Annotated in this window: 18 protein-coding genes; 12 read left to right on the forward strand and 6 right to left on the reverse strand. The window is 70.9% G+C overall.

The features are described 5' to 3' along the window. Window positions 1-207 precede the first annotated feature (207 nt). The 3 genes from TU31_RS11615 to TU31_RS11625 are packed head-to-tail and all read left to right on the forward strand — an operon-like array spanning window position 208 to window position 5,367. Entirely contained in the window at window positions 208-1,035 is an 828-nt protein-coding gene (locus TU31_RS11615) for a protein kinase family protein (protein ID WP_078885755.1), read from the forward strand. A gap of 4 nt (window positions 1,036-1,039) precedes the next feature. Next, window positions 1,040-3,223, forward strand: coding sequence for a protein kinase domain-containing protein (locus tag TU31_RS11620; protein ID WP_052718896.1), 2,184 nt, complete (start codon window positions 1,040-1,042; stop codon window positions 3,221-3,223). A 59-nt stretch (window positions 3,224-3,282) separates the two neighbouring features. Continuing rightward, window positions 3,283-5,367: a protein kinase domain-containing protein gene (locus TU31_RS11625; RefSeq protein ID WP_042153049.1), complete on the forward strand. Its 2,085-nt coding sequence runs from the start codon at window positions 3,283-3,285 to the stop codon at window positions 5,365-5,367. A gap of 108 nt (window positions 5,368-5,475) precedes the next feature. Here the strand turns inward: TU31_RS11625 and TU31_RS35875 are convergent, their stop codons facing one another. Then, on the reverse strand, window positions 5,476-6,906 hold the full coding sequence (locus TU31_RS35875; RefSeq protein WP_158894378.1) for a hypothetical protein: 1,431 nt from the start codon (window positions 6,904-6,906) through the stop codon (window positions 5,476-5,478). A gap of 347 nt (window positions 6,907-7,253) precedes the next feature. On the opposite strand from TU31_RS35875, the gene TU31_RS11635 reads away from it, so the two are divergent. After that, window positions 7,254-9,104 (forward strand): glycoside hydrolase family 35 protein, encoded by a 1,851-nt coding sequence (locus tag TU31_RS11635; RefSeq protein ID WP_107070668.1) that lies wholly within the window; start codon window positions 7,254-7,256, stop codon window positions 9,102-9,104. Window positions 9,105-9,263: 159 nt separating this feature from the next. On the opposite strand, the gene TU31_RS11640 is transcribed toward TU31_RS11635, so the two are convergent. The 3 genes from TU31_RS11640 to TU31_RS11650 all read right to left on the reverse strand — a co-directional run bounded on the left by TU31_RS11640 (window position 9,264) and on the right by TU31_RS11650 (window position 11,846). After that, a complete protein-coding gene (locus tag TU31_RS11640; protein ID WP_052718898.1) occupies window positions 9,264-9,968 on the reverse strand; it encodes a Clp protease N-terminal domain-containing protein in 705 nt (234 codons plus the stop codon). A gap of 147 nt (window positions 9,969-10,115) precedes the next feature. Continuing rightward, entirely contained in the window at window positions 10,116-11,045 is a 930-nt protein-coding gene (locus TU31_RS11645; protein WP_052718899.1) for a hypothetical protein, read from the reverse strand. A 51-nt stretch (window positions 11,046-11,096) separates the two neighbouring features. Continuing rightward, window positions 11,097-11,846 (reverse strand): YqjF family protein, encoded by a 750-nt coding sequence (locus TU31_RS11650; protein WP_042153052.1) that lies wholly within the window; start codon window positions 11,844-11,846, stop codon window positions 11,097-11,099. A 145-nt stretch (window positions 11,847-11,991) separates the two neighbouring features. Here TU31_RS11650 and TU31_RS11655 point away from each other — a divergent pair, with 145 nt between their 5' ends. After that, window positions 11,992-12,474, forward strand: a complete 483-nt coding sequence (locus TU31_RS11655) for a PIG-L family deacetylase (RefSeq protein ID WP_370682720.1) — start codon at window positions 11,992-11,994, stop codon at window positions 12,472-12,474. A 382-nt stretch (window positions 12,475-12,856) separates the two neighbouring features. Then, window positions 12,857-13,810: a hypothetical protein gene (locus TU31_RS11660; protein WP_158894381.1), complete on the forward strand. Its 954-nt coding sequence runs from the start codon at window positions 12,857-12,859 to the stop codon at window positions 13,808-13,810. Between the two features lie 51 nt (window positions 13,811-13,861). Here the strand turns inward: TU31_RS11660 and TU31_RS40240 are convergent, their stop codons facing one another. Both TU31_RS40240 and TU31_RS11670 read right to left on the reverse strand, forming a co-directional pair. Continuing rightward, complete coding sequence (locus tag TU31_RS40240) at window positions 13,862-13,996, reverse strand: hypothetical protein (protein WP_275451777.1); 135 nt, start codon at window positions 13,994-13,996, stop codon at window positions 13,862-13,864. Between the two features lie 160 nt (window positions 13,997-14,156). Next, a complete protein-coding gene (locus TU31_RS11670; RefSeq protein ID WP_042153057.1) occupies window positions 14,157-14,666 on the reverse strand; it encodes a MarR family winged helix-turn-helix transcriptional regulator in 510 nt (169 codons plus the stop codon). 80 nt (window positions 14,667-14,746) lie between these two features. Here TU31_RS11670 and TU31_RS11675 point away from each other — a divergent pair, with 80 nt between their 5' ends. The 6 genes from TU31_RS11675 to TU31_RS11700 all read left to right on the forward strand — a co-directional run bounded on the left by TU31_RS11675 (window position 14,747) and on the right by TU31_RS11700 (window position 20,442). Continuing rightward, on the forward strand, window positions 14,747-15,916 hold the full coding sequence (locus tag TU31_RS11675; RefSeq protein ID WP_042153060.1) for a PP2C family protein-serine/threonine phosphatase: 1,170 nt from the start codon (window positions 14,747-14,749) through the stop codon (window positions 15,914-15,916). 451 nt (window positions 15,917-16,367) lie between these two features. Further along, the gene (locus TU31_RS11680) at window positions 16,368-17,246 is read left to right on the forward strand and encodes an STAS domain-containing protein (protein ID WP_042153063.1); all 879 of its coding nucleotides are present in this window, start codon (window positions 16,368-16,370) and stop codon (window positions 17,244-17,246) included. Beyond that, window positions 17,243-17,659 carry an STAS domain-containing protein gene (locus TU31_RS11685; protein WP_042153066.1) on the forward strand — a complete coding sequence of 139 codons (417 nt, stop codon included), beginning with the start codon at window positions 17,243-17,245 and terminating at the stop codon, window positions 17,657-17,659. The genes TU31_RS11680 and TU31_RS11685 overlap by 4 nt, the downstream gene beginning before the upstream one ends. Before the next feature lie 7 nt (window positions 17,660-17,666). Further along, complete coding sequence (locus TU31_RS11690; protein ID WP_042153831.1) at window positions 17,667-18,116, forward strand: ATP-binding protein; 450 nt, start codon at window positions 17,667-17,669, stop codon at window positions 18,114-18,116. Beyond that, window positions 18,113-19,126 (forward strand): SpoIIE family protein phosphatase, encoded by a 1,014-nt coding sequence (locus TU31_RS11695; protein WP_306304255.1) that lies wholly within the window; start codon window positions 18,113-18,115, stop codon window positions 19,124-19,126. Before TU31_RS11690 ends, TU31_RS11695 begins: the two co-directional genes overlap by 4 nt. Next, entirely contained in the window at window positions 19,123-20,442 is a 1,320-nt protein-coding gene (locus tag TU31_RS11700; protein ID WP_042153072.1) for a PP2C family protein-serine/threonine phosphatase, read from the forward strand. Before TU31_RS11695 ends, TU31_RS11700 begins: the two co-directional genes overlap by 4 nt. Window positions 20,443-20,506 lie beyond the last annotated feature (64 nt).

A 20,506-nucleotide genomic window follows, 5' to 3' on the forward strand; every position in this document is an offset into this window, starting at 1 on the left:
GCTGGGGCCGGAGCGCCGGCTCAGTGCAGCGGGGGCGGGTGGACTCCAGACCCCGGCGCCCCTCCAGGTCAGCCGGAACCCCGCACGCCGCCCCCCTGCCGAGCCGCTGCCCCGCCATATATAGGCTCACGTCCCTAACGAGCCTGACGGGGGAGAAGCCGAGTGGAGAGGCTGCGGCAGGACGATCCTGCGCGGATCGGGGATCTTGTGGCGTTGGCGCGTCTTGACGCCGAGGGCAGTCGAGGCGTTCCCGAGCGCCGTTATCTGGCCCGCAGTGTCGACGGCGGACACACCGTTCTGGCGTGCCTGCCGCCGCCCGGCGGTGACCCGGCGCGGTGGGCGGGCGAGGTGCAGCAGGCGGCCCGGCTGACCCAACCGGGGTTCTGGCCGGTTGCGCAGATCGGGGGGACGCCGGCCTTCCCCTGGTACGCCTCGCCCTACCGGCCCGTGCTGCCGCTGCCCGCCGCCCTGGCCGCGTACGGCGGCCCGCTGCCCGAACCGTTGGTCCGTACGCTCGGCGGCACGCTCGCCGAAGCCCTGGCCTCGGCCCATGTCCTGGGCATCGTGCACGGTGGTGTCTGCCCGGCGGGCGTGTTGCTGACCGCCTGCGGGCCGCTGCTGGGCTGCTTCGGTGCGACCCGTGCGAACCCGGTGGCAGCGGCTTCCCCCGCGCAGGCGACCGGGCTGGAGACCGGCTGCCTCGCTCCCGAAACCGCGGCGGGCGGTGCGCCGGACCGTGCCGCGGACGTCTACGCCCTGGGCGCCGTGCTGGCGTACGCGGCGACCGGGCACACCGTGCCCGAACGGCAGGAGATCCCGGCCGGACTGCGGGACATCGTCACGGCGTGCCGCTCGCGTGCCCCGGAGGACCGGCCCGAACCGGCAAGAGTATTGGCGGAGTTGCTGCCGGGCGCGGCCTACGGCGCGCTGGCCGGCGCCACGGAGCCGGTGTCGCTTCCCGGCCGCGTCGTCGAGGCATTGTCCCGTCAGTCGGCGGAGGTCCTGGCCGCCGCACTCCCCACCCAAGGGCGCTGAGGCCATGATCTCCCCACTTCTGCACGACGACCCGCACACCGCCGGGCCGTTCCGGATCCTCGCCCGCCTCGGCGGAGGCGGTATGGGCACCGTCTACCTGGCCCGTTCGGCGGGCGGGCACACGGTCGCGGTGAAGACGCTGCACACCCGTCTCGCCGCGGACACCACACTGCGGACCCGCTTCCGGCTGGAGGCGGACGCGGCACGCGTCATCGGCTCCGCGCACGGTGCGGTGGTCGTCGACGCCGACCCCGAGGCCCCGACACCGTGGCTGGCGACGGAGTACGTCCTCGGACCGCCGCTGGACACGGCCGTCGAAGCGGGCGGGCCGCTGCCGGAGGCGGCCGTACGTGCCCTCGGCGCATCCCTCGCCGCCGGGCTGGAGCAGCTTCACCGGTCGGAGGTGGTCCACCGCGACCTGAAGCCGTCCAACGTCCTGGTGACCGCGCAGGGCCCGCGGATCATCGACTTCGGTATCGCCCGGGCCTTCGGCGACGAGCACCTGACGAGCGTGGGCAGTGCCGTGGGGACGCCGGCGTTCATGTCGCCCGAGCAGGCGGCGGGCCAGGAACACGCGGTGGCGGGCGATGTGTTCGCCCTGGCCGGGGTGCTGGTCTTCGCCGCCACCGGCCGCGGCCCGTTCGGCGGCGGGGCCCCGACCGACCTGCTGTACCGCGTCCGGTTCGGTGAGCCGGACCTCGGCGGGGTGCCCGAGCCGCTGCGCCCTCTGCTCGTGCGCTGCCTGGCCAAGGACCCCGCGCACCGCCCGTCCACCACCGAGCTGCGTACCGCGCTGGGTGGCAGCGGGGCCGTCCCGGCCGACCGCGGCGGCTTCGCGGAGCTGCTGCCGGACGCGGTGCTGCGGGAGATCGCCCGGCGCAGCGACGAGGTGTGGCGTGAGCCGCCGCACCGCTTGCCGCCACCGGTGCCCGCCGAAGCACCGCCGGCCGCGGCCGCCCCCGTACCGGGCCTCTCGCGGCGGCGGCTGCTGTCCGTGGCCGGGGGCGCCCTCCTGGGCGGCGGCCTCCTCGGTGGCGGGGGCTGGGCCCTGCTCGCGGGCTCCGGCGAGGGCGGGGACGGCGTCACGAAGAAGGACGCCGTCGACCGGCCGAAGCCGCCGGCCCCGCTGTGGAGCGCCGGTCTGCGCTGCCCGGACTCCGGGGGCGAGGTGATGCGGGTGGGCCGCAACCTGGCCATGCGTGCGGGGATCGTGCTGTGCGGCATCAACGCCGAGTCGGGCGCGTCGACCTGGCAGGCGAACGTCGCCGAGCCCTGGCGCTCGGCCACCGAAGGCAGCCGTGTCTACGCCCTGCGGGGGTACAAGGAGGCGGGCGCGGCGCTGGCGGTGTGCGAGGTCGCGCAGAGCGACGGCCAACTGGGCAAGCCGCTGGTGCAACTCTCCGCGTTCACCGGCAAGGAGCAGTACAACCAGCTGCTGTGCGTGGCCGACGGAACCGCCTACCTGGTGGCCCGGCTCGCTTCCGGCGCACGCTGGTATCTGGTCGCGGCCGACCTGAAATCGGGCAAGGAGCGCTGGCGCAGCCCGGTGGAAGCGCCGCGGGCCGAGGGCACTCCGCCCGCGCTGTGCGGCGCCGTGGCCGGCTCCCGGGTGGTCCTGTGCGGGAGCCCGAGGTTCGCCTCGAATTTCATCCGCCTCTCCGTGCACGACAAGCGCCACGGCCGCGAACTGTGGAGGCTCTCCGAGACGTTCGCGGGCACCGCGCCGTCCCGGTTGGTCCTCGACGACCGGAACCTCTACATGGGCGCCGAGCATCTCACCGCCCGCCGGCTGTCCGACGGCGAGCTGGCGTGGCTGTTCGGGACCGGGCGCGATGTCGGTGACAGCGCGGGCGAGGAGCGGCGCTACGGCGCGCCCATCGTCCACGACGGAGTCGTCTACTGCACCGAGGCGGACCGCGGGCTGATCGCCGTCGACGCCACCTCCGGCACGCTCAACTGGCAGGAGAAGGGGCTGTCCGGCAGGAAGAACAAGCGGGACGTGGCCCCGGCGGTCGGCAAGCGGTACGCCTACTGCGCCGACGACAGGGGCCTGCGCGCCATCGATCTGCGCGCCCGTCAGGCCGTCTGGACGTACGAGTCCGAGCCGATGGTCCTGACCACGGACCCCGAGGGCGGCCGGCTCTACGTCCGTCAGGAGAAGCGGAGCATCGCCCTCCCGCTCGCCTGACGGCAGGCCCGGCCCGGTCTCTGCCCCGCCCCCTTCCACGATCCAGGAGACGACCCACTGTGAAACCCCTCGGCCAGGGAGATCCGCTGCGCCTGGGCCCCTACCGCCTCCACGGCGTCCTCGGAGAGGGCGGCATGGGCAAGGTGTACTTCGGCGCGGACGCCTCCGGAAGCCCCGCCGCGGTGAAGGTCCTGCTGCCGGAACTCGCTCATGACGGGCACCTGGCCGAGCGTTTCCTCCGGGAGGCGCGGACCGCGCAGGCGGTCACCAGCGAGGGCGTGGCGCGCGTCCTGGCCGCCGAACTGGAGGGCGGCAGGCCGTGGATCGCCACGGAGTTCCTGGCCGGCCCGACGCTGGACGACGCCGTCGCGCGCTTCGGGCCGCTCGACGACGCCGCCGTACGGGAGCTGGCGCGGTCACTGGCCCGCACGCTCCAGGATGTGCACGCCACGGGGCTGGTCCACCGCGATGTGAAGCCGCCCAACGTCGTCCTCACCTCGCGCGGCCCCCGCCTGATCGACTTCGGCATCGCCCGCCCCGAGCACGGCCTGACCCTCACCCGTACCGGACAGATCCCGGTCACACCGGGCTACGGCGCACCGGAACAGGTCCTCGGGCAGCGCGTCGGACCGGCCGCCGATGTCTTCTCCCTCGGCGCGGTCCTCGCCTTCGCCGCGGGCGGCCGGCCGGCGTACACCGGCGCCGAGGTCACGGCCGTCCTGTACGAGGTCGTGCACGGCAGCCCCGACCTGTCGGCCGTTCCGGAGGCCCTGCGGTACCTCGTCACGCCATGCTTCGCCAAGGACCCGGCGGCTCGTCCGCTGCCCACCCAGGTCGCCGACGCCGCAGCGGCCCCGCGGCAGTCCGAACGGCTATGGAAGTCCGGCCCCTTGGGGCAGGAGATCCGGCAACGGGAAGCGACCGCCCGCCGCCTGACGGCCCGCCCGGCCGGCCCCTCGACCGCTCCCGACGGCGCGGCCGGCGGGGCACCCGGCCTCTCCCGACGGCGGCTGCTGGTGGCGGCCGGCGGTGGGGCGCTCCTGGCCGCGGCCGGCGGCGGCACCGCCTGGTGGCTCAGCCGGGGCGACGCGCCGTCCGACCCCTTCGACATCCCGCCGGCCGCAAAGGTGCGGGCGGCACCGCTCGGCTCCGCCGAAGGCTCCCCGGAACCGCTGTGGGGCCCGGTCCAGGACGTGGCCGACGCCGCGTCACCGGCGCCGCTGCCGGTGCGCGACGTGGTGGTGTTCGCGGCCTCCGGCGGCGGCATCGCGGCCCGCCGGGTCACCGACGGCCGGGAGCGGTGGCGGGTCGACGAGGCGAAAGCGGACGCCGGCTACCTGTCGATCGGCGACCGGCTGGTGGCCACCGCCGACAGCGAGGGGACGCTGCGCACCTGGGTGGCCGCCACCGGATCCCCCCGGTGGACGGTGGACGCGGAGGTCGGTGCCCTGCTGGCCGCGGACGCCGACGCGGTCTATCTGCTGACTTCCGACGGCCGGCTGCGCTGTGTGGGGACCGACGGGAAGGTGCGCTGGACCCGGCGGCCACCGCTGACGCTGTCGGGCGGCCACCCCGCCGCGGCCCTCGGCGCCGGCCACCTGGTGCTCTGCACGGAGACGGGGGACGTGGCCGCGGTCCGTGCCGGCGACGGTTCCCGCGCATGGGTCCGCAAGGGCCAGGCCGCAGGACCGCTGCGGCCCGCCATCGACGGCGGAACCGTCTACCTCGGCGGCAACAGCCTGGCAGCGGTGAAGGCCACCGACGGCCGCGAGCTGTGGGCCCAGAACCCGTTGCGACCGCCCAGACGGGGCACCGGCGGGTGGGGCCCGCCCACCGTGGCCGGCGGCGTGATCCATGCGCTGGACTGCGAGGCACTGCGTTCCCTGCACGCCGACGGCAGCCAGGCCGCCGACCCGATGATGGTCGCCGGCGTCGCCCCGCCCTGGCGGCCACCGGTAGTCCAGGGCAACAGCGTCTGGATCGTGGAGACCGGCGACACCGGCGTGAGCGGCCTGCCCCGTGCCGGCGAGGGACGGCCCCAGACGTACGCCCTCACCGGCGGCCAGGCCCGCTCCCTCGCCGCCGCCGCCAACCGCCTCTTCGTCCTCAACCGCGCGACACTGCTGGCGCTGCCGGTTTATTAGGGGTGTTCGCCAGGTCGTCGACGCCGGAGTGGGCCTCGCCGAGGTGGCTCCGGTGGCGCCACTGGCGTGGGTCGCGCCTTGGACCTGACCCGTAGCCCGGCCCCCCGCTCACTTACGGCTCTGCCCACGGACCACGTCGAGGAGGTCCGTCGGCGTGAGCCGGGCGCCGTACAGCAGACCGACCATGACGAGGCTGACGATGCCCACGACCTGGGCGATCGCGGCATCCGACACGCCAAGTGCGGAGGCTCCCACCGCCGACCCGATGACGACAACGCCGAGGATGACCATGCGTACCCATTCGCGATTGACCGCCCGGGAGGCGCCGGCGAGGTCGTCGGGGTCCAACAGCGCAAGGGTGCGGCCCTGCGCATAACGCTCGGCGATCTTCGCCAGCATCCGCGCCATGTCCTCGAATACGCGCCCTCTATCGGCGTCTGTGTCCTGCCGGGTCTCCATCATGCGCAAAGCCCCCACCACCTCTGCCGCGTGCTCTTTGTGCTGGGCCCGCAGCACACCGCGGATCGTCGTGTGCCGGGTCCGCCACGCCGACCACACCACCCGTTCCGCGTCCGCCAGATGTACCCGTGGTGCCATCAGCGGGCTACGGATGCGGAGTGACCAGCGGTGACGCGACTGCGCGGCTCCCACCCTGGCCAGACAGTTCACCAACACCACTACCGGCCGGTTCTCCCTGTTCGGTCCCACCCGCAGACTCAGCAGCCTCCGGGCCCACGTGAACCGGGTGCGGGGCTCGGCGTAATGCGGGCCGTGATCCTGGTAGGAGGGTCTCGCTACCTGCCGGAGCGCGAGCCAGGCGACGCGCGACGCCAACAGCATCATCGCGACCAGAACGAGCGAAGCGGCCGCAATGAGCGCCTCGATGGGCCTGCCCACTGGATCGGTGAGTGCTGAGAGATAGGCGCCCGCCTTCTCCGCGATCACCGCGCCCAGCCTGCGCAGTGCCGCCATCAGCGCGAGGAGCGGGTCCGACCGGTCGCCTCCACCGCCCTCGACGACATGGTCTGAAGGTGAGCCTCCAGGGGCCCACCACGGCGCGTTCGCCTGCTTGCTCTTCTCCCACAGGTGAGACACGCCCGTCACCAGTTTGGTCACGATGACGCCTATGTTGACCGTTGCCAGGAGAAGTACGCATGCCTTGATGACGTATGCGATGCCCGCCAGCGGCATGGTGCAGTACCAGTCGAACACCGCACTGCGCACCGCATGGGAACGAGGGAACAGCCGCTCCGCGTCCTGACCGAACCCACGCCGGGCCCATCGCAGATGACGCGTGGTCACCCGGGCACCCCACCGCACATACCAGCGCGCTGCCGGGCGCACCGTGTGGGCATGCACCCATGACACCAAGTGGAACGTCCGGTCCGCGAGGGCTCGTACCCGGGAGCGCACGGGGGCTGGTTCCCGCCATCGGTCCTCGGGGTCCATCCTCCGCAAAATAATGAGCATCCAGACGAGTCCCGTCAGCACCAAGGCGCCTCCCGTCAGCACCAAAGCGAGCACGATGACGGTCCACAACGTTTCGAGCATTCAGGAAGTCTCCTCGAACTGTCGGTAGGCAATGACCCGTTGCCCTGTGACGCTCCTCTCAGCTGGTGCTCAGCCGGTGAGGTCGATGGCGTGAGGAGGACCGCCACGGCCATGCCGGCTTGGGGCGCCGTCCCGGCCGGCATCGGCAAACCCGGGGCGAGGGCCGGGTGGTGAAGGTACGAGGGGGCCATGCCCCTCCCGGCCATACCGGCGTACCCAGTCACGAACCCTTGTGCTCGATTCTGTTCTACATGACACTCTCAGGGCACAGAATCGCGCACCACTGAACATGTTCACACCTTGAATGACGGTCGGTCGAGTCGAGGAGAGCAGAGATGACGCAGTTCAGCCGGCGGAGATTTGTGACTGCGGCCGCGGTGGGGGCCGCGTCCATGGGCGTGTCCCTGGGCGGTGGCCGTACGACCCTGGCGCAGGCCGACAGTCCGCGGGGGCTGACCGTGCGCGGGAACGAATTTCTGCTGGACGGTGAGCCGTTCCGGATCCTCTCGGGGGCCTTCCACTACTTCCGGACGCATCCCAAGGACTGGCGCGACCGGTTGCTACGGATGCGGGCCATGGGCCTCAACACGGTGGAGACCTACGTGGCCTGGAACTTCCACCAACCGCACGAGGGGAAGGCCGACTTCACCGGATGGCGCGATGTCGTGTCCTTCGTACGGGTCGCGGACGAGGTCGGGCTCAAGGTGATCGTGCGACCGGGGCCATATATCTGCGCGGAATGGGACTTCGGTGGCCTGCCGGCCTGGCTCCTCAAGGACAAGGACGCGCCGCTGCGCCGCTCCGACCCCGCCTACGAACGGGCGGTGGACGCCTGGTTCGCGGAACTGCTGCCCCGGTTCACCGATCTGCAGGCCACGCGTGGCGGGCCCATCATCGCCATGCAGGTCGAGAACGAGTACGGCAGTTACGGCGACGACCATGCGCACCTGGAACATCTGCGGGACACCATGCGGGCGCAGGGCGTGGACAGCCTGCTGTTCTGCTCCAACGGGGCCAGCCAGGAAATGCTCAAGAACGGCAGCCTCCCCGACCTCCTGTCCACCGTCAACTTCGCCGGGGACCCGACCGGACCCTTTGCCGAGCTGCGCAGATTCCAGCCGGACAAGCCCCTGTTCTGTACGGAGTTCTGGGATGGCTGGTTCGACCACTGGGGAGAACCGCACCACACCACGGATCCGGCCCAGACCGCTGCCGACGTGGCGAAACTCCTCGAAGCGGGAGGGTCGATCAACTTCTATATGGCGGTGGGCGGGACGAACTTCGGCTGGTACGCGGGTGCCAACCTGACCGGCAGCCACTATCAGCCCACCGTCACCAGCTACGACTACGACTCCCCGATCAGCGAATCCGGCGAACTCACCGAGAAATTCCACAAGGTGCGTGAGGTGCTGGCCAAGTACACCACCCTGCCCAGCACGCCCCTGCCGGCCACGCCGCGCCGTATGCCGGCCCAGCGGGTCGCGGTGCGCGAGTCGGTGCCATTGATGGACACCCTTGACGCGCTGAGCACTCCGGTACGGCGTACCGCTCCCGCTCATATGGAGGGGGTCGGGCAGTCGTACGGACTGATCCACTACCGCACTCGGGTGCGGGGGCCGCAGGGGACCAAGGGGCTGAGGCTCACGGGCCTGGGCGACCGTGCGCTGGTGTTCGGTGACGGTAAGCGGATCGGCACCTTTGACCGTAACCAGCCGGACCACACCGTCGACTTCACCGTGGTCGGCGCGTCCGGCACTCTCGACCTCCTGGTCGATCCCACCGGGCGGATCAACTTCGGGGAGGGGCTGAATGACCCGAAGGGAATCAGCGGCAAGGTCCTCCTCGGCGAGGACGAACTGAGCGACTGGGAGATTCGACGGCTGCCTCTCGACGACCTCTCGGCTGTGAAGTTCGGCAGTGGAGACGCGCCGGCCGGCCCCGCGTTCCATCGGGCCCGGATCCATGTCGACACCCCCGCTGACGGCTTCCTCGCCTTCCCGGGCTGGGACAAGGGCATGGTGTGGCTCAACGGGTTCGCGCTCGGCCGGTACTGGTCCCTCGGGCCGCAGGTCACCCTGTACGCGCCGAGCCATCTGTGGCGGCGGGGGCGGAACGAGCTCGTCGTTCTGGAGATGGAGCGGACCGGGGACCGGATCGAGGTACGGTCCGAGCCCGATATCGGTTAGGTGCTGCCCGCATGTGTCGTCGTGCACGGTGGACTCTCACCTACCTTGCACTACAAGGTTTTTGGCGAGATCGGGTGGGGGCCGGCGGCCCGAGCGCACCGTCCCGTGTGGACCGGGACGGCTGTGCCGGCCCGGTCCTCCGCGGTGACTGGCCGTTCGTTACTGCTTATCGCGCGGGGCGGACCGTTTGGTGATCTCGGTCTTGACCGTCTCGCGCAGCTCGTCTGACGTGAAGCCGAGGTTGCGCAGGATCTGCGCGGCCGGGCTCTCCTCGGCGCGGATCAGGCCCAGCAGGGTGTGTTCCGTGCCGACCCAGTCGTGGCCGAGGTCGGCCGCCGCGCGGCGTGCCTGCTCGATGGCCTCCTTGCTCTCCGGCCGGAACGCGATGTGACCCCGCAGCGCCTTCTCCCCGGCCGGCGGCAGCGCTTCCTCGATCGCGTCGCGGATGCGCTGCTCCGACGCGGTTTTCGCCATCAGCACCTCGTATGCCAGGCCCCGCGGTTCGCCGAGCAGGCCGAGCAGGAGGTGTTCGGTGCCGATGAAGTCGTGCTTGTGCGTGCGGGCGGCCTCCTGCGCCAGCACGATGCTGTGCCGGTTCAGGTGGGTGTACCCCTCGAAAGGACCGGGTGCGTGGCGTTGCTGGGCGGCCTGCTTGGACACCCCGATGGCGTCGCCGATCTCGGTCCACGACGCGCCGGTTTGCTTGGCCTTGCTGACGTAGTGGTCGATGAGCTGGTCACCGAGGTCGGACAGGGTCTGGGCGCGCAGTCGCGCCTCGCTGATGCGGGCCAGTTCGCTGGCGCCGGGGAGTTCCTCGTCGAGCCGGGCGATCAGGTCGGCGAGGCTGATGTCGAGTGGGCTCATGCGTCAACCTTAAGTTGACGATCGAGGATCGTCAACCTGTAATTGACGATCCGTGCTGTCCAGTGCACGGTCCCGTCGCGGATCCCCGCGCACGGCTGCGCCCCGGCATCGCCGCACGCCCGCCACCGGCACGCGGGGGCGATCGATTCAATAGTGCTCGCCACGGGAGGGATGCGTCGGAAGGCCCAGCCCGGTAAGCCACAGAGCGCCGTCGTCCCCCGCGCTGATGTCATGAGCCCGCAGCTCGTTCGGACCGGTGGCCTTGCGGGCCCGGCACTCGGCGATGGTGAGCTCAGCGATCAGCCGGGGCGCGGCAGGATCGGTCTCCGGCAACTTCGTACGCCACCACTGGTGTTCATCCAGGGTCTGCCAGCCGCGCTCGTGCATCTGCACTCGACGCTCCTCGGTCTGTTCGACGCGCCGGTCGTCGATGCACACGGCCAGTTCGCGCCCGTGGTCGGCGGGCGTGTACGACACGATCATGTCCCGGCGCCAGTCGCGGGCGGTCCACAGCGTGAAGCCGATCCAGTCCCCGGGGGCCTGGACGGGATACTGCTCCACCCACGCGGCAAGCATCAGCTCCAGACCAGTCGTCGCATGGTCCCAGCTGCCCGCGACGAACACCCCGTTGTACGTCCACGACGGAGCGGCTCCAGGGCCTTTGCGGTCGAGCTGCCAGGTGTAGGGCAGTGCATCAAAGCCAGACGGCTCCCCGGCCGACCCGAGCTGAGTCCGGTCAAAAGTCCACCACTCGTCACGCTCGAACTCATCGGCGTCGTGCACCGAAAGCTGGGCGCGCGTGTGGTCGCCGGACAGCAGCAGGATCTTCTCCGGGGTGCACCAGCGCACGCTCGGCCCTCCGGCGGCACCGCCGAGCAGGGTAGGGGCACCGATACGCGCCACGATCGCCTCGTACACCGGACGCAGCGCCTCGCGGCGGGCGAGATGATCCGCTCCGGCGGCGTAGGCCAGAACGGGGACAGGCGCTGAGCCGACACCCCCAGCCGAGATGAAGAGGGCTTCCGCGATGTCCGCGGCCTGAGCCGCAGGGCTGCTTGTGCTGGTCATGCCGATCATCGTTGCAGGCCTCACTGACAGCACGGCAGGCCCGCCCGGCATCGGGTGGGCTCAGGCGCCCTGGGTGGGGCGGCCGAACATCACCGGGACACCGGGGGAGTACAGCACACTGAGCGGCGGGCCCATCGGCGTGGACAGGCCCGCCGCCGCGATCAGGTTCTCGTCGAGGTGCAGTAGTTCCGCCCGGTGCAGTGGCCAGCGTGGATGGGCGTTGTGCAGATACGACGGCCGCCCGTGAAACGTGTGGTGCAGGCCCCAGCGCGCGGTCAGGAAGTGTTCGAGTGCGGTGGGCGCTGTCACGGGAGCACCCTTGCGCAGGGTGATCCGGCAGTGTGCCCCGCGCGGACCGGGCCAGCGCCGGGAGCTGGCGTAGCTGACGGTGTCTCCGTCGTGCCGGACGGACATCCGGGACCACAAATACGGCAGCCGGACCACGGCTCGCGCGAAGGCCACCGGTATCAGCCGGGAGGCGTCCAGGGACCGGAAGACCACCCCGCGTCGTCCGCTGCCGTCCACCGAGTAAAGACGGACATTCGTCTCCGGAAACGTGCCGAGGTAGGGGATGCCCGGAAGCCTGAACCATCCGACCCGATGCATCCGGAACGCCACCAGTCCGACGTAGGTGGCTCCGTCGAAGGTGTCCGGGACCGTCCCGGCCGGCAGTAGAGGAGCCACCTCCGCAGGATCAACGGCCCAGTGGAGGAACGCCAGATCGAGCCAGCTCTGGGTGAGCAGGACCGGCGCGAGGGCGTGCGGCGGCTCGACGGTGACGGGCTCCGGCGCGGCGAGTTCGGACAGCACGGCGTCATCGTGGCAGACCGTTCGGCGTGGACCGCCCCCGGGCCACGCACCGAGGTCCGACCGGCCTGCCGGCCTCGCCACGACAATCGCGGCGAGGCCGGCTGTACGCTCGATGCCCGGACCAGGAGGTGAGCCGGCATCCGTCGTGGCCGGCACCGAAGGGATCCGGGAATTCCGCCCGGACATCATGGTCACTCATGACGCCTACGGCGGGCTGCCCGGCCATCCGGACCACGTCCACACCCACCGGGTGACCATGCTGGCTGTCCAGGCGGCCGGACTCGCTCAGCTCTATCCCGATGCCGGTGCCCCCTGGCAGCCACATGCCCTCTACTTGGCCACCCACCCGCACTCGGCCGTGCCGGCGCTGAGAGCGGTGATCGGTGCGCGCAAGGCGGTGTACAGCGTTCCGGACGAACAGGTCACCGCAACCGTCGACGTCAGCCCGTGGATCGAGCAGAAGATCGCCGCCGTACTGGCCCATCGCTCCGAGGTGGCGCGGGGCGCCCTGCCGGGGCTGATCGCCGGCCTGCCGCCGGATGCACGGGAGCGGCTCTTCGGTACCGAGTGGTACATCCGCCACACCCCCATGACCGCGGCGGCACCCCGGACGCGGCTGACCGTCTGACGCGCGGTTCAGTCCGCGACGAAGGCGCAGTGACTCCCGAGCTCATCGGCATTGATTGGGTGTCCGCAACGTGTGCCGGTAATTTCCGGAAGCTACCGGTCAGTTCAACGCAACCGGGCGTAAAGGACTTCCGTCTCTTTACTCGACAGAGACCTACAGGGCTCTGAAGCCGGCCACGGCACCAGGATTTCACACGCTCGAAGTTCGTGCCCATGGCGAAAGCTCCAGGCGTAACGCAGCGCCGTCTTTTCTTCCTCCTTCTCCGTCGCACTTCCGTCCTGCGCATGTGCGCGACCAAGGGGGTTCCGTTCCAGGTGAAAGAGAGAGTCGCATGTCCATACCCACCTCCGCTGCCGCCCGGCGTCAGCGCAGAAGCAGAAGAATGGCAATCGCTGCCACGACCGCATTTCTCGCTGGGGCGTCCGTACTCGGTTCGCAGTCGCCGGCCTTCGCGGACGAAAAGCCCGCAGTGCCCGACGGCATCTATGAAACGGATGACCAGGTCATGGCGGACCTGGCCAAGTGGACCCCGGTCAAGGACTCCGAAAGCGTGATGGGCCTGCCCACCGGGCTCGACGACAAGCAGGTCAACCTCTCGGACGTGCAGGGCGGGCAGGTCAACTACGACCCTGATCAGGCCATCAAGGACGCCCAGGCCGCGGCCAAGACATTCGCCGAGGACCCCAACACCAAGGAACCTGCCCGCGAGAGCGCCAAGCGGCTCTACGAGCCCGTCTCGGGGCTCAAGGAGTCGGCCAACCACACGGCATCCGTCTTCACCGGCAAGGGCGCCTACAAGGACGAGTGGACCCAGGAAAACCTCGATCAGCTCTGCAATCGGCAGAACCACGACTCGGCGCGTGTGGGGCAGAAGCCACCGTGTGCGTTCGTCGGCAAGCTCACCGAGAAATATCCGGTCAGGGGGTCGGCCGGCGACGGTCTGGCCGGCGGCGGGAAACTGACCTACAAGATCTCCAGCTCGGTGGCTGACGAAAAGAGCGAGACGGAGGGCTGGTCAATAGGGGGAAAGATCACGCCAAAGATCGGCGACGGAAAGAGTGAGATTCCGGTAGAGGCAAGTTTCGCCTACAGCTACGCGGCCACATCCACCAAGAAGCTCCAGAGCACCCTGGAAACCGACGTCGAGATCAATGTGCCCGACGGCAAGAAGAAGGGCTGGCTGGAACCCCGGGGGAACGGGGCGTACTACACCGGCTACATCGTCTATCGGCAGAACAACGACACCGAGCAGAGGATGGTGGCCGTGCCGGCCCGCGTCTACGTCCAGGCCCGCGACACCACCAGCCCGATCACCTGGTTCAAGCGCGTGATGTAGGGCCCTGAGCAAGTCATCGGGCGACTGCCGGGGCCCTTCATCCTCCCCGCTTCAAGTGGCCCACGGCGGCGTCAGGATGCTGCCGTCGGCCGGCTTGGCGCCGAGGCCGGCGCGGGTGGTGCCACCCATCCGCGCCGGCTCGTCGCCCGGGTTGGCCACCGCCAGGACGGACCCCGCGGGGGCCACCGAGCCGTGACAGGTCCACCACCCCAGCTGCGTTCGTCCGAACGGCCGGTGGCGAAAGGCCGGTTTGATAGCGTCCCTCGTGCGGCGAAGATCCGTTTGTTCCGTCCGCGCAGAGCGTTTCCGGTGGGATGTCGGCTCGAGAGGCGGAGTTCAGGTGAGGCTAGGCACTGTCCGCGACGCTGTCGTCCCGGACGGAAGGGCCGCCCTCGTTGGCCGCGCGCCGGGCGAACGCCGCGTGAAAGGCCTCCAAGCCGGCCGCGAGCTTGGCGACATCGGCGGGTTTCATCTGCTCCAGGGTGGCCGTGACGTCCCGGCTCCGTGCCGCGCGGTACTCCTCCAGCAGCACTCTGCCGCGCAAGCTCAGCCTCAGTTCGACCTCGCGTCGGCTCGTCGCGCTGGGGCTCCGTTCAGCCAGGCCCATCGCCTCCAGGCGGTCGCAGAGTCTGCTGACCGCCGGCGGCCGCGAGGCGAGCGCTTCGGCGAGGGTGCGCAGATTCGTGCCTTCCCGCTTTTCGAGCACGAGGAGTGCGCGGAGCTGGGAAGGGGAGACCTCCGCCGAGCGCGCCGCTTCCTGTCCACGTCCCCACAGAACCTCGAGCAGCTCGGAGGCGGCAAGGGCCGCCGCGCTCGCCTGCTCGCGGGAAGGGGACCGACTGGTGAAACGGGACACACGAACACTCTGTCACCCTGTGCGTCCTGTTGTCAGACCGACCCTGCCCTTGGCGCGGCACGAAGGGGGTCAGCGAAGGCATGACGGAAGGCATCGATGTGGGCCGGGCGCTGCGTGCATCGGCCCCACACGCCCTGCTCGACACCGTGCGTGACCACCTCGCCACGGCCTACGGGGCCACTTCGGTGCGCCTGTATCTGACGGACTACGGCGGCACCGTTCTCAGCCCGTGCGACTCCTCGGGGGACGAGGACGGACCGCTGCGCATCTCCAGCAGTCCGGAAGGGCGTGCGCTGGGGAGCCAGGAGCGCCGCGCGCAGCAGGTGCCGCACGGTGACGCCGTCGACCACCATCTCCCGGTGACGGTGCGGGGCGACCGGATCGGCATTCTGACGGTCCGGCTTCCCGGGGACCGTTCCACCCCCGCGGTCCTGGATGAGCTGAGGCAGGTCGTTGACCAGCTGGGGCACGAGATCCTTGTCGCCGAGCGGGACACCGACGTCTATCAGCGGGTACGCCGTATCAGTCGCCTCACCCTGGCGGCGGAGATGCAGTGGCAGCTGCTGCCTGCCCGGGCGTGCACCGCCGCGCAGTACGCCCTCGGTGCCCAGCTGGAGCCCGCCTACGCCGTGCACGGCGACAATTTCGACTGGGCCTCGGACGGCGACGAACTGACCCTCGCCGTCACCAACGGCATGGGGCAGGGCATCGACGCCTCGCTCCTCACCCACCTCGCCGTCAGCGCGCTGCGCAACGCCCGGCGAGCCGGCGTCGGCCTCGCCGACCAGGCGGCATTGGCCGACCAGGCGGTGTACGACCACTACCAGGGCGCGTCCCACGTCTCGACGCTGCTCGTGCGGGTGGAACTCGCGACGGGGCGGATGGAGGTCATCGACGCGGGGTCGCCGCAGATGTGGCGGCTGCGGGGCAGGACCGTCGAGCGCATCGAGCTGGACAGGCAACTGCCCCTGGGCATGTTCGAGGAGTCCCACTACGCGACCGAGAGTTTCGCGGTCGAGCCGGGGGACCGGCTGGTGTTCGTGAGCGACGGGGTGTACGAAGCGCCCTCGCCACGCGGCGGAACGTACGTCGAGGCGGCGCTCGCGCGGGGGCTGCACGCCACGCGTCTGCTGCCGGCCGCCCTGGTGCCGGGCGCGCTGCTGCGCGATGTGGCCGAATACCGTGCGGCGGAGACGCTGGATGACGCCTTGGTGCTGTGTTTTGACTGGTTCGGCGACGGTCTGGACTGAGCGCGGATCGTTGTGCGGCCCTGGTCGGCGTCCTTGAGTTCGCCGTCTTCGGGAGGTCCGCCGCCGGGACGCTGCGCGGGCGGCGGGCTCCGCCCCGTGGCCCGGTTCCGTGGCCGCCGACCTGCTACGGCTCTTGTCGCCGGTCGTTGCTGTGAGATCACCCGCGAGGTGCGGCCCGCTGCCCGCCCACAGGGGCGCCGTAACGCCGGATCCCGGAAAGAGCAGGGGTCTCATATCCGCTCCCTGGCCGCAAAATCACCGCACCGATTCGGCCGTCCGGCCATTCCCCGCCTCGTCGGGTGAAGAGGGGGCCCGTGGGTTACCGGGCTTGATCGCGCTCGATAATATTTGCCGGAAGGCAACTATTGACGAGCGCGGCTCGGCCCGGCCGCCCCGTCGGGCGAGCAGTCCGACGGTCACCACGGGTCGGCCGGACCGAAAGGACGAAGAGTTGGTTTCCGCTGAAGCTGCCGCACGCGAGCGTGTCACGAGCGTGCTGCGCGAAGAGGCCGATGAGATCTCGGACCGTTGGGTGCAGTTGCAGCTGGCGCAGCCGTCGCTGGACGGGGAGGTGAGCGAGGCCGAGCTCGGCGAGGAGGCCGACGCCCTGGTCGGTGCCCTGCTGTCCGGTCTGGATCTCGGGCTCCCGGTCGAGCGCGTGGTCACTTCGCACGAGGAGATGCACCGGACGGTGTCCGAGATCTCCATGCGCCGTGCCCGCAGGGGCGTTTCGCCCACCGCGACCTCCCTGGCGGTGCTGTCCCTCAAGGAAGCTCTGCTGGAGGCCGTCCAGCGGCGGACCCGCGAGGGGGACGACCTCTTCCCCAGCGCGGTGCTGATCAACCGCCTGCTGGACAGCGCCGGTGCGCTCTCGTTCGAGACCTTCGTCGAGGGCCGCGAGGAGATCATCCGCCGGCAGAGCCAGCAGCTGCTGGAGGTGTCCACCCCGGTCGTCAGGCTGTGGCGCCAGGTCCTGGCCGTCCCGCTGATCGGCACGCTCGACACCGCACGCACGCAGGTCGTGATGGAGAACCTTCTCCAGGCCATCCAGGAGCACGAGGCGCTGGTCGCCATCATCGACATCACCGGTGTGCCCACCGTCGACACCGCTGTCGCCCAGCACCTGATGCACACCGTCAACGCGGTGCGTCTGATGGGCGCGGACTGCGTCATCAGCGGCATCCGGCCGCCCATCGCCCAGACCATCGCGCAGCTCGGGATCGATTTGTCGACGATCCTGACTCGCGCCACCCTCGCCGACGCCCTCGGAGAAGCCGTGAAGCTCACCGACGCCGCCGCTTCGGACCACGCGCCGCTGGACAAGCGATGAGCACGCCGGCCTCGGGCGGAGTCCCGATCCTGCGTCTGGGGGACGTGCTGGTCACGGGCCTCCTCAACGAACTCGACGACAAGACCGCCGTGGCGTTCACCGAGGAGCTCACCAGCCGGATCAGCAGCGACGGAGCCCGTGGTGTGCTCATCGACATCTCCCGGCTGGAGATCGTCGATTCCTTCGTGGCCCGTACGTTGATGGAGCTGACCACCATGGCGCGGCTGCTGGGCGCCCGGGTGATCGTCGCCGGCATGCGGCCGCCGGTCGCCATCACCCTCGTCGAGCTGGGCATCCAGCTCACCGGGGTGGAGACGGCACTCAACGCCGAGCAGGCGATGGCTGCGATGGGCTGGCGTCAGAGCCTGCAACCGTCCGGAGGGGGCCTGGGTGAGTTCCGCCCGGAACACTGACCACACGGTGACTTTCGCCCCCACGGCGTCCGAAGCCGCCGGGCGTGCGGCGCACACGGAGCGGACGGTCCACCACGTGCGCACCGAAGAAGACCTGTTGACCGTCCGCCACGCTGTGCGGGCGGCCACCCTGCGTGCCGGATTCAGCATCGTGGACCAGACCCGGGTGGTCACCGCCGCCAGCGAGCTGGCCCGCAACGCCTACATCCACGGCGGAGGGGGAATAGTGACGATCGACCAGCTGACACTGGGCGGAAACGCCGGGCTGCGGCTGACGGTCAAGGACGAGGGCCCCGGCATCGTGGACACCGACGCGGCGCTGGCCGACGGCTTCACCACCGGCGCGGGACTGGGTCACGGCCTGGGGGGCGCCCGACGCCTGATGAACGACTTCGAACTGCACACCGTGCCCGGACAGGGCACGACCGTGATCGCCACGCGATGGGCGGGGCGGTGACTTCCCCCGAGACCTTGCCGACGGCACACATCGCCGTGGACCACTACAGCGCCGTCCATCTTGCCGCCGAGACCGCCCGTACGGTGGCCGGGCGCTGCCGCCTGCCGGGCGCCCTGCCCGACCAGGCCGCCGTCATCGCCTCGGAACTGGCCAGCAACCTGGCCAAACACGCGAGCAGCGGCTCGCTGTTCATCCAGCCCCTGCCGCTGGGCGGCGGGATGGAGATCGTCGCGGCGGACCGCGGTCCCGGCATCGACGCACTCCAGCAGTGCCTCGCCGACGGCTACACCACCAGCAACACCCTCGGGGCCGGGCTGGGCGCCGTGAAGCGGATAGCAACCGCCCTCACCATCCGTACGCAGCCCGGGGCCGGCACCCTCGTCTGCGCGCGCCTCACCGGGCCCGACGCCACCCACCCGGCCGACCAGGAAGTGGGAGCCATCTGCCTGCCCGCGGACCGCGAGCAACTCAGCGGCGACGCCTGCGCCGTCGTCGATCAGGGCACCGCCCGCACCGCGATCGTGGTCGACGGCCTCGGGCACGGCCCTCAAGCGGCCGAGGCCGCGCAGACGGCCATACGTTCCTTCCACCGGGCCCCGGACCTTCCGCTGCCCGAACTCCTCACCGCCCTGCACCGAGCGCTGCGCCGCACCCGGGGCGCGGCGGTGGGGCTGCTGCGCCTGCACCCCGGCCGGGCGGAGTACAGCGGTATCGGCAACGTACGGGTCCTGACGCTGACGCCGCTCGACGTGGGCCACCGCCTGACCGGCCAGCCCGGTATAGCCGGTCTGAACATGGCGACGCCTCAGGTGCGGTCCTTTCCCGTCCCGCCCGGCGCCACCGCCGTGCTCCACTCCGACGGCATCGACCAGCGATGGGCCCGGTCGCCCTCGGCCTTCGTGCACCGGCTGCCGCCGCTCCTCCTCGCCGCGTCCCTCGCCCACAGCCACCGCCTCAGCCGCGACGATGCGACCGTGATCGCCGCCCGACCCAGCCAGAGACTCCCGTGAGCCCCCACACCTTCCACACCCTGCCGAGCCTGCGCCGCGCCGTCCGGGGAATCTGCGAGGCGCACCGCCTTCCGTCCCAGAACGGAGCGCGGCTGCTGCTCTCCGTGTCCCGGATGGCCACGGCCGCCCTCGACGCCGGCGGTCCGGTTCGGCTGGAGGCCGTTGAGCGCACCGCGCCAGGCGGAGAAACCCTGCTGGCCGTGACGCTGCACGCCGGGCCGACAGCGGCGGCACCGAGCCCGGCCGACTTGCCGCTGCCCGGCCAGTCCACGCCCGAGGGCACCGTTGCCTGGCACCTCCCTCTCAGCGAAGGGGAGGGCCCGCCGCTCTCCGCCGTGCTGCCCGCGCACCGGGGAACTGCCTCAGCCCCGGCCCGTACCCGCGAGGGGGCGGCCGCCGAGGCGTACGAGGCGGAGATCGCGGCGCTCGAAAGTGATCTCGCTGTCGCACTCTCCCGCGTCGACACCCTCAGCACCGAACTGCACCGGCTCAAGGACGAACTCGCCGAAACCAACAGCGGCGTGCTCGCTCTTTATGTCCAACTGGAGGAACGGGACGAGCAGTTGCGCCGGGCGCACGGCCAGATCCTGCGCGAGCTGGAGGACGCGCTACGGCCCCCGCCGATCACGGTCAGCGGGCTGGAGCTCGCCGTTCACTACGCGCCGGCCGATACGGACGCACCCACGGGAGGCGACTTCTACGACTGGCTCCTGCTTCCCGACGGCACGGTGCACATCACGGTCGTGGACGCGCTGGGCCACGGCGTGCGCAGTACCCGCAGTGCGCTCAATGTCGCGCACGCCGTGCGTACCCTGGCCCTCGAAGGCCATCCGCTGGAATCCATCGTGGCCCGAACCCACGACATCCTCGTGCCGTTCGACCCCGAAATCATGGCCACTGTCCTGCTTGCCCGGATTCACCCCGAGACCGGCGCACTGAGTCTGGCCAACGGCAGCCACCCGCCGGCCCTGGTCGTCCGCGCCGACGGGAGCGCCGACTACCTGGAGGTCCGCGGCCGGGGTATCGGATTCCCGCTTCCCGGGAGTGAGTCCGTACTGGAGGACGCCCTGCACGAGGGCGACCTCCTCATGCTCTACACCGACGGCCTGACCGAGAGCCGGCGGGACCCCATCGAGGGTGAGGCGCGCCTCGTCAAGGCCGCCCAGGCCCATGTCCGACGCCCGGTGCGGGAGATCCCCGGCGCCGTCGCGGAGGACATGCACACCGTCATCCTGCATCCGGACGACACGCTCGCCCTGGCCGTCCGCCGGGCGGAGAGCCCGCAGGTCAGGCGGCCCGTGGCAGGGCAGCCGTGAGCAACGCACCCCGCGGCGGGCCGAAGACGTCCTTTTCCCGATCGGCTGTCTGGGTAGACGCGTC

It is taken from the genome of Streptomyces lydicamycinicus, assembly GCF_000829715.2.
In the GTDB taxonomy this organism is placed as follows: Bacteria; Actinomycetota; Actinomycetes; order Streptomycetales; family Streptomycetaceae; genus Streptomyces; species Streptomyces lydicamycinicus.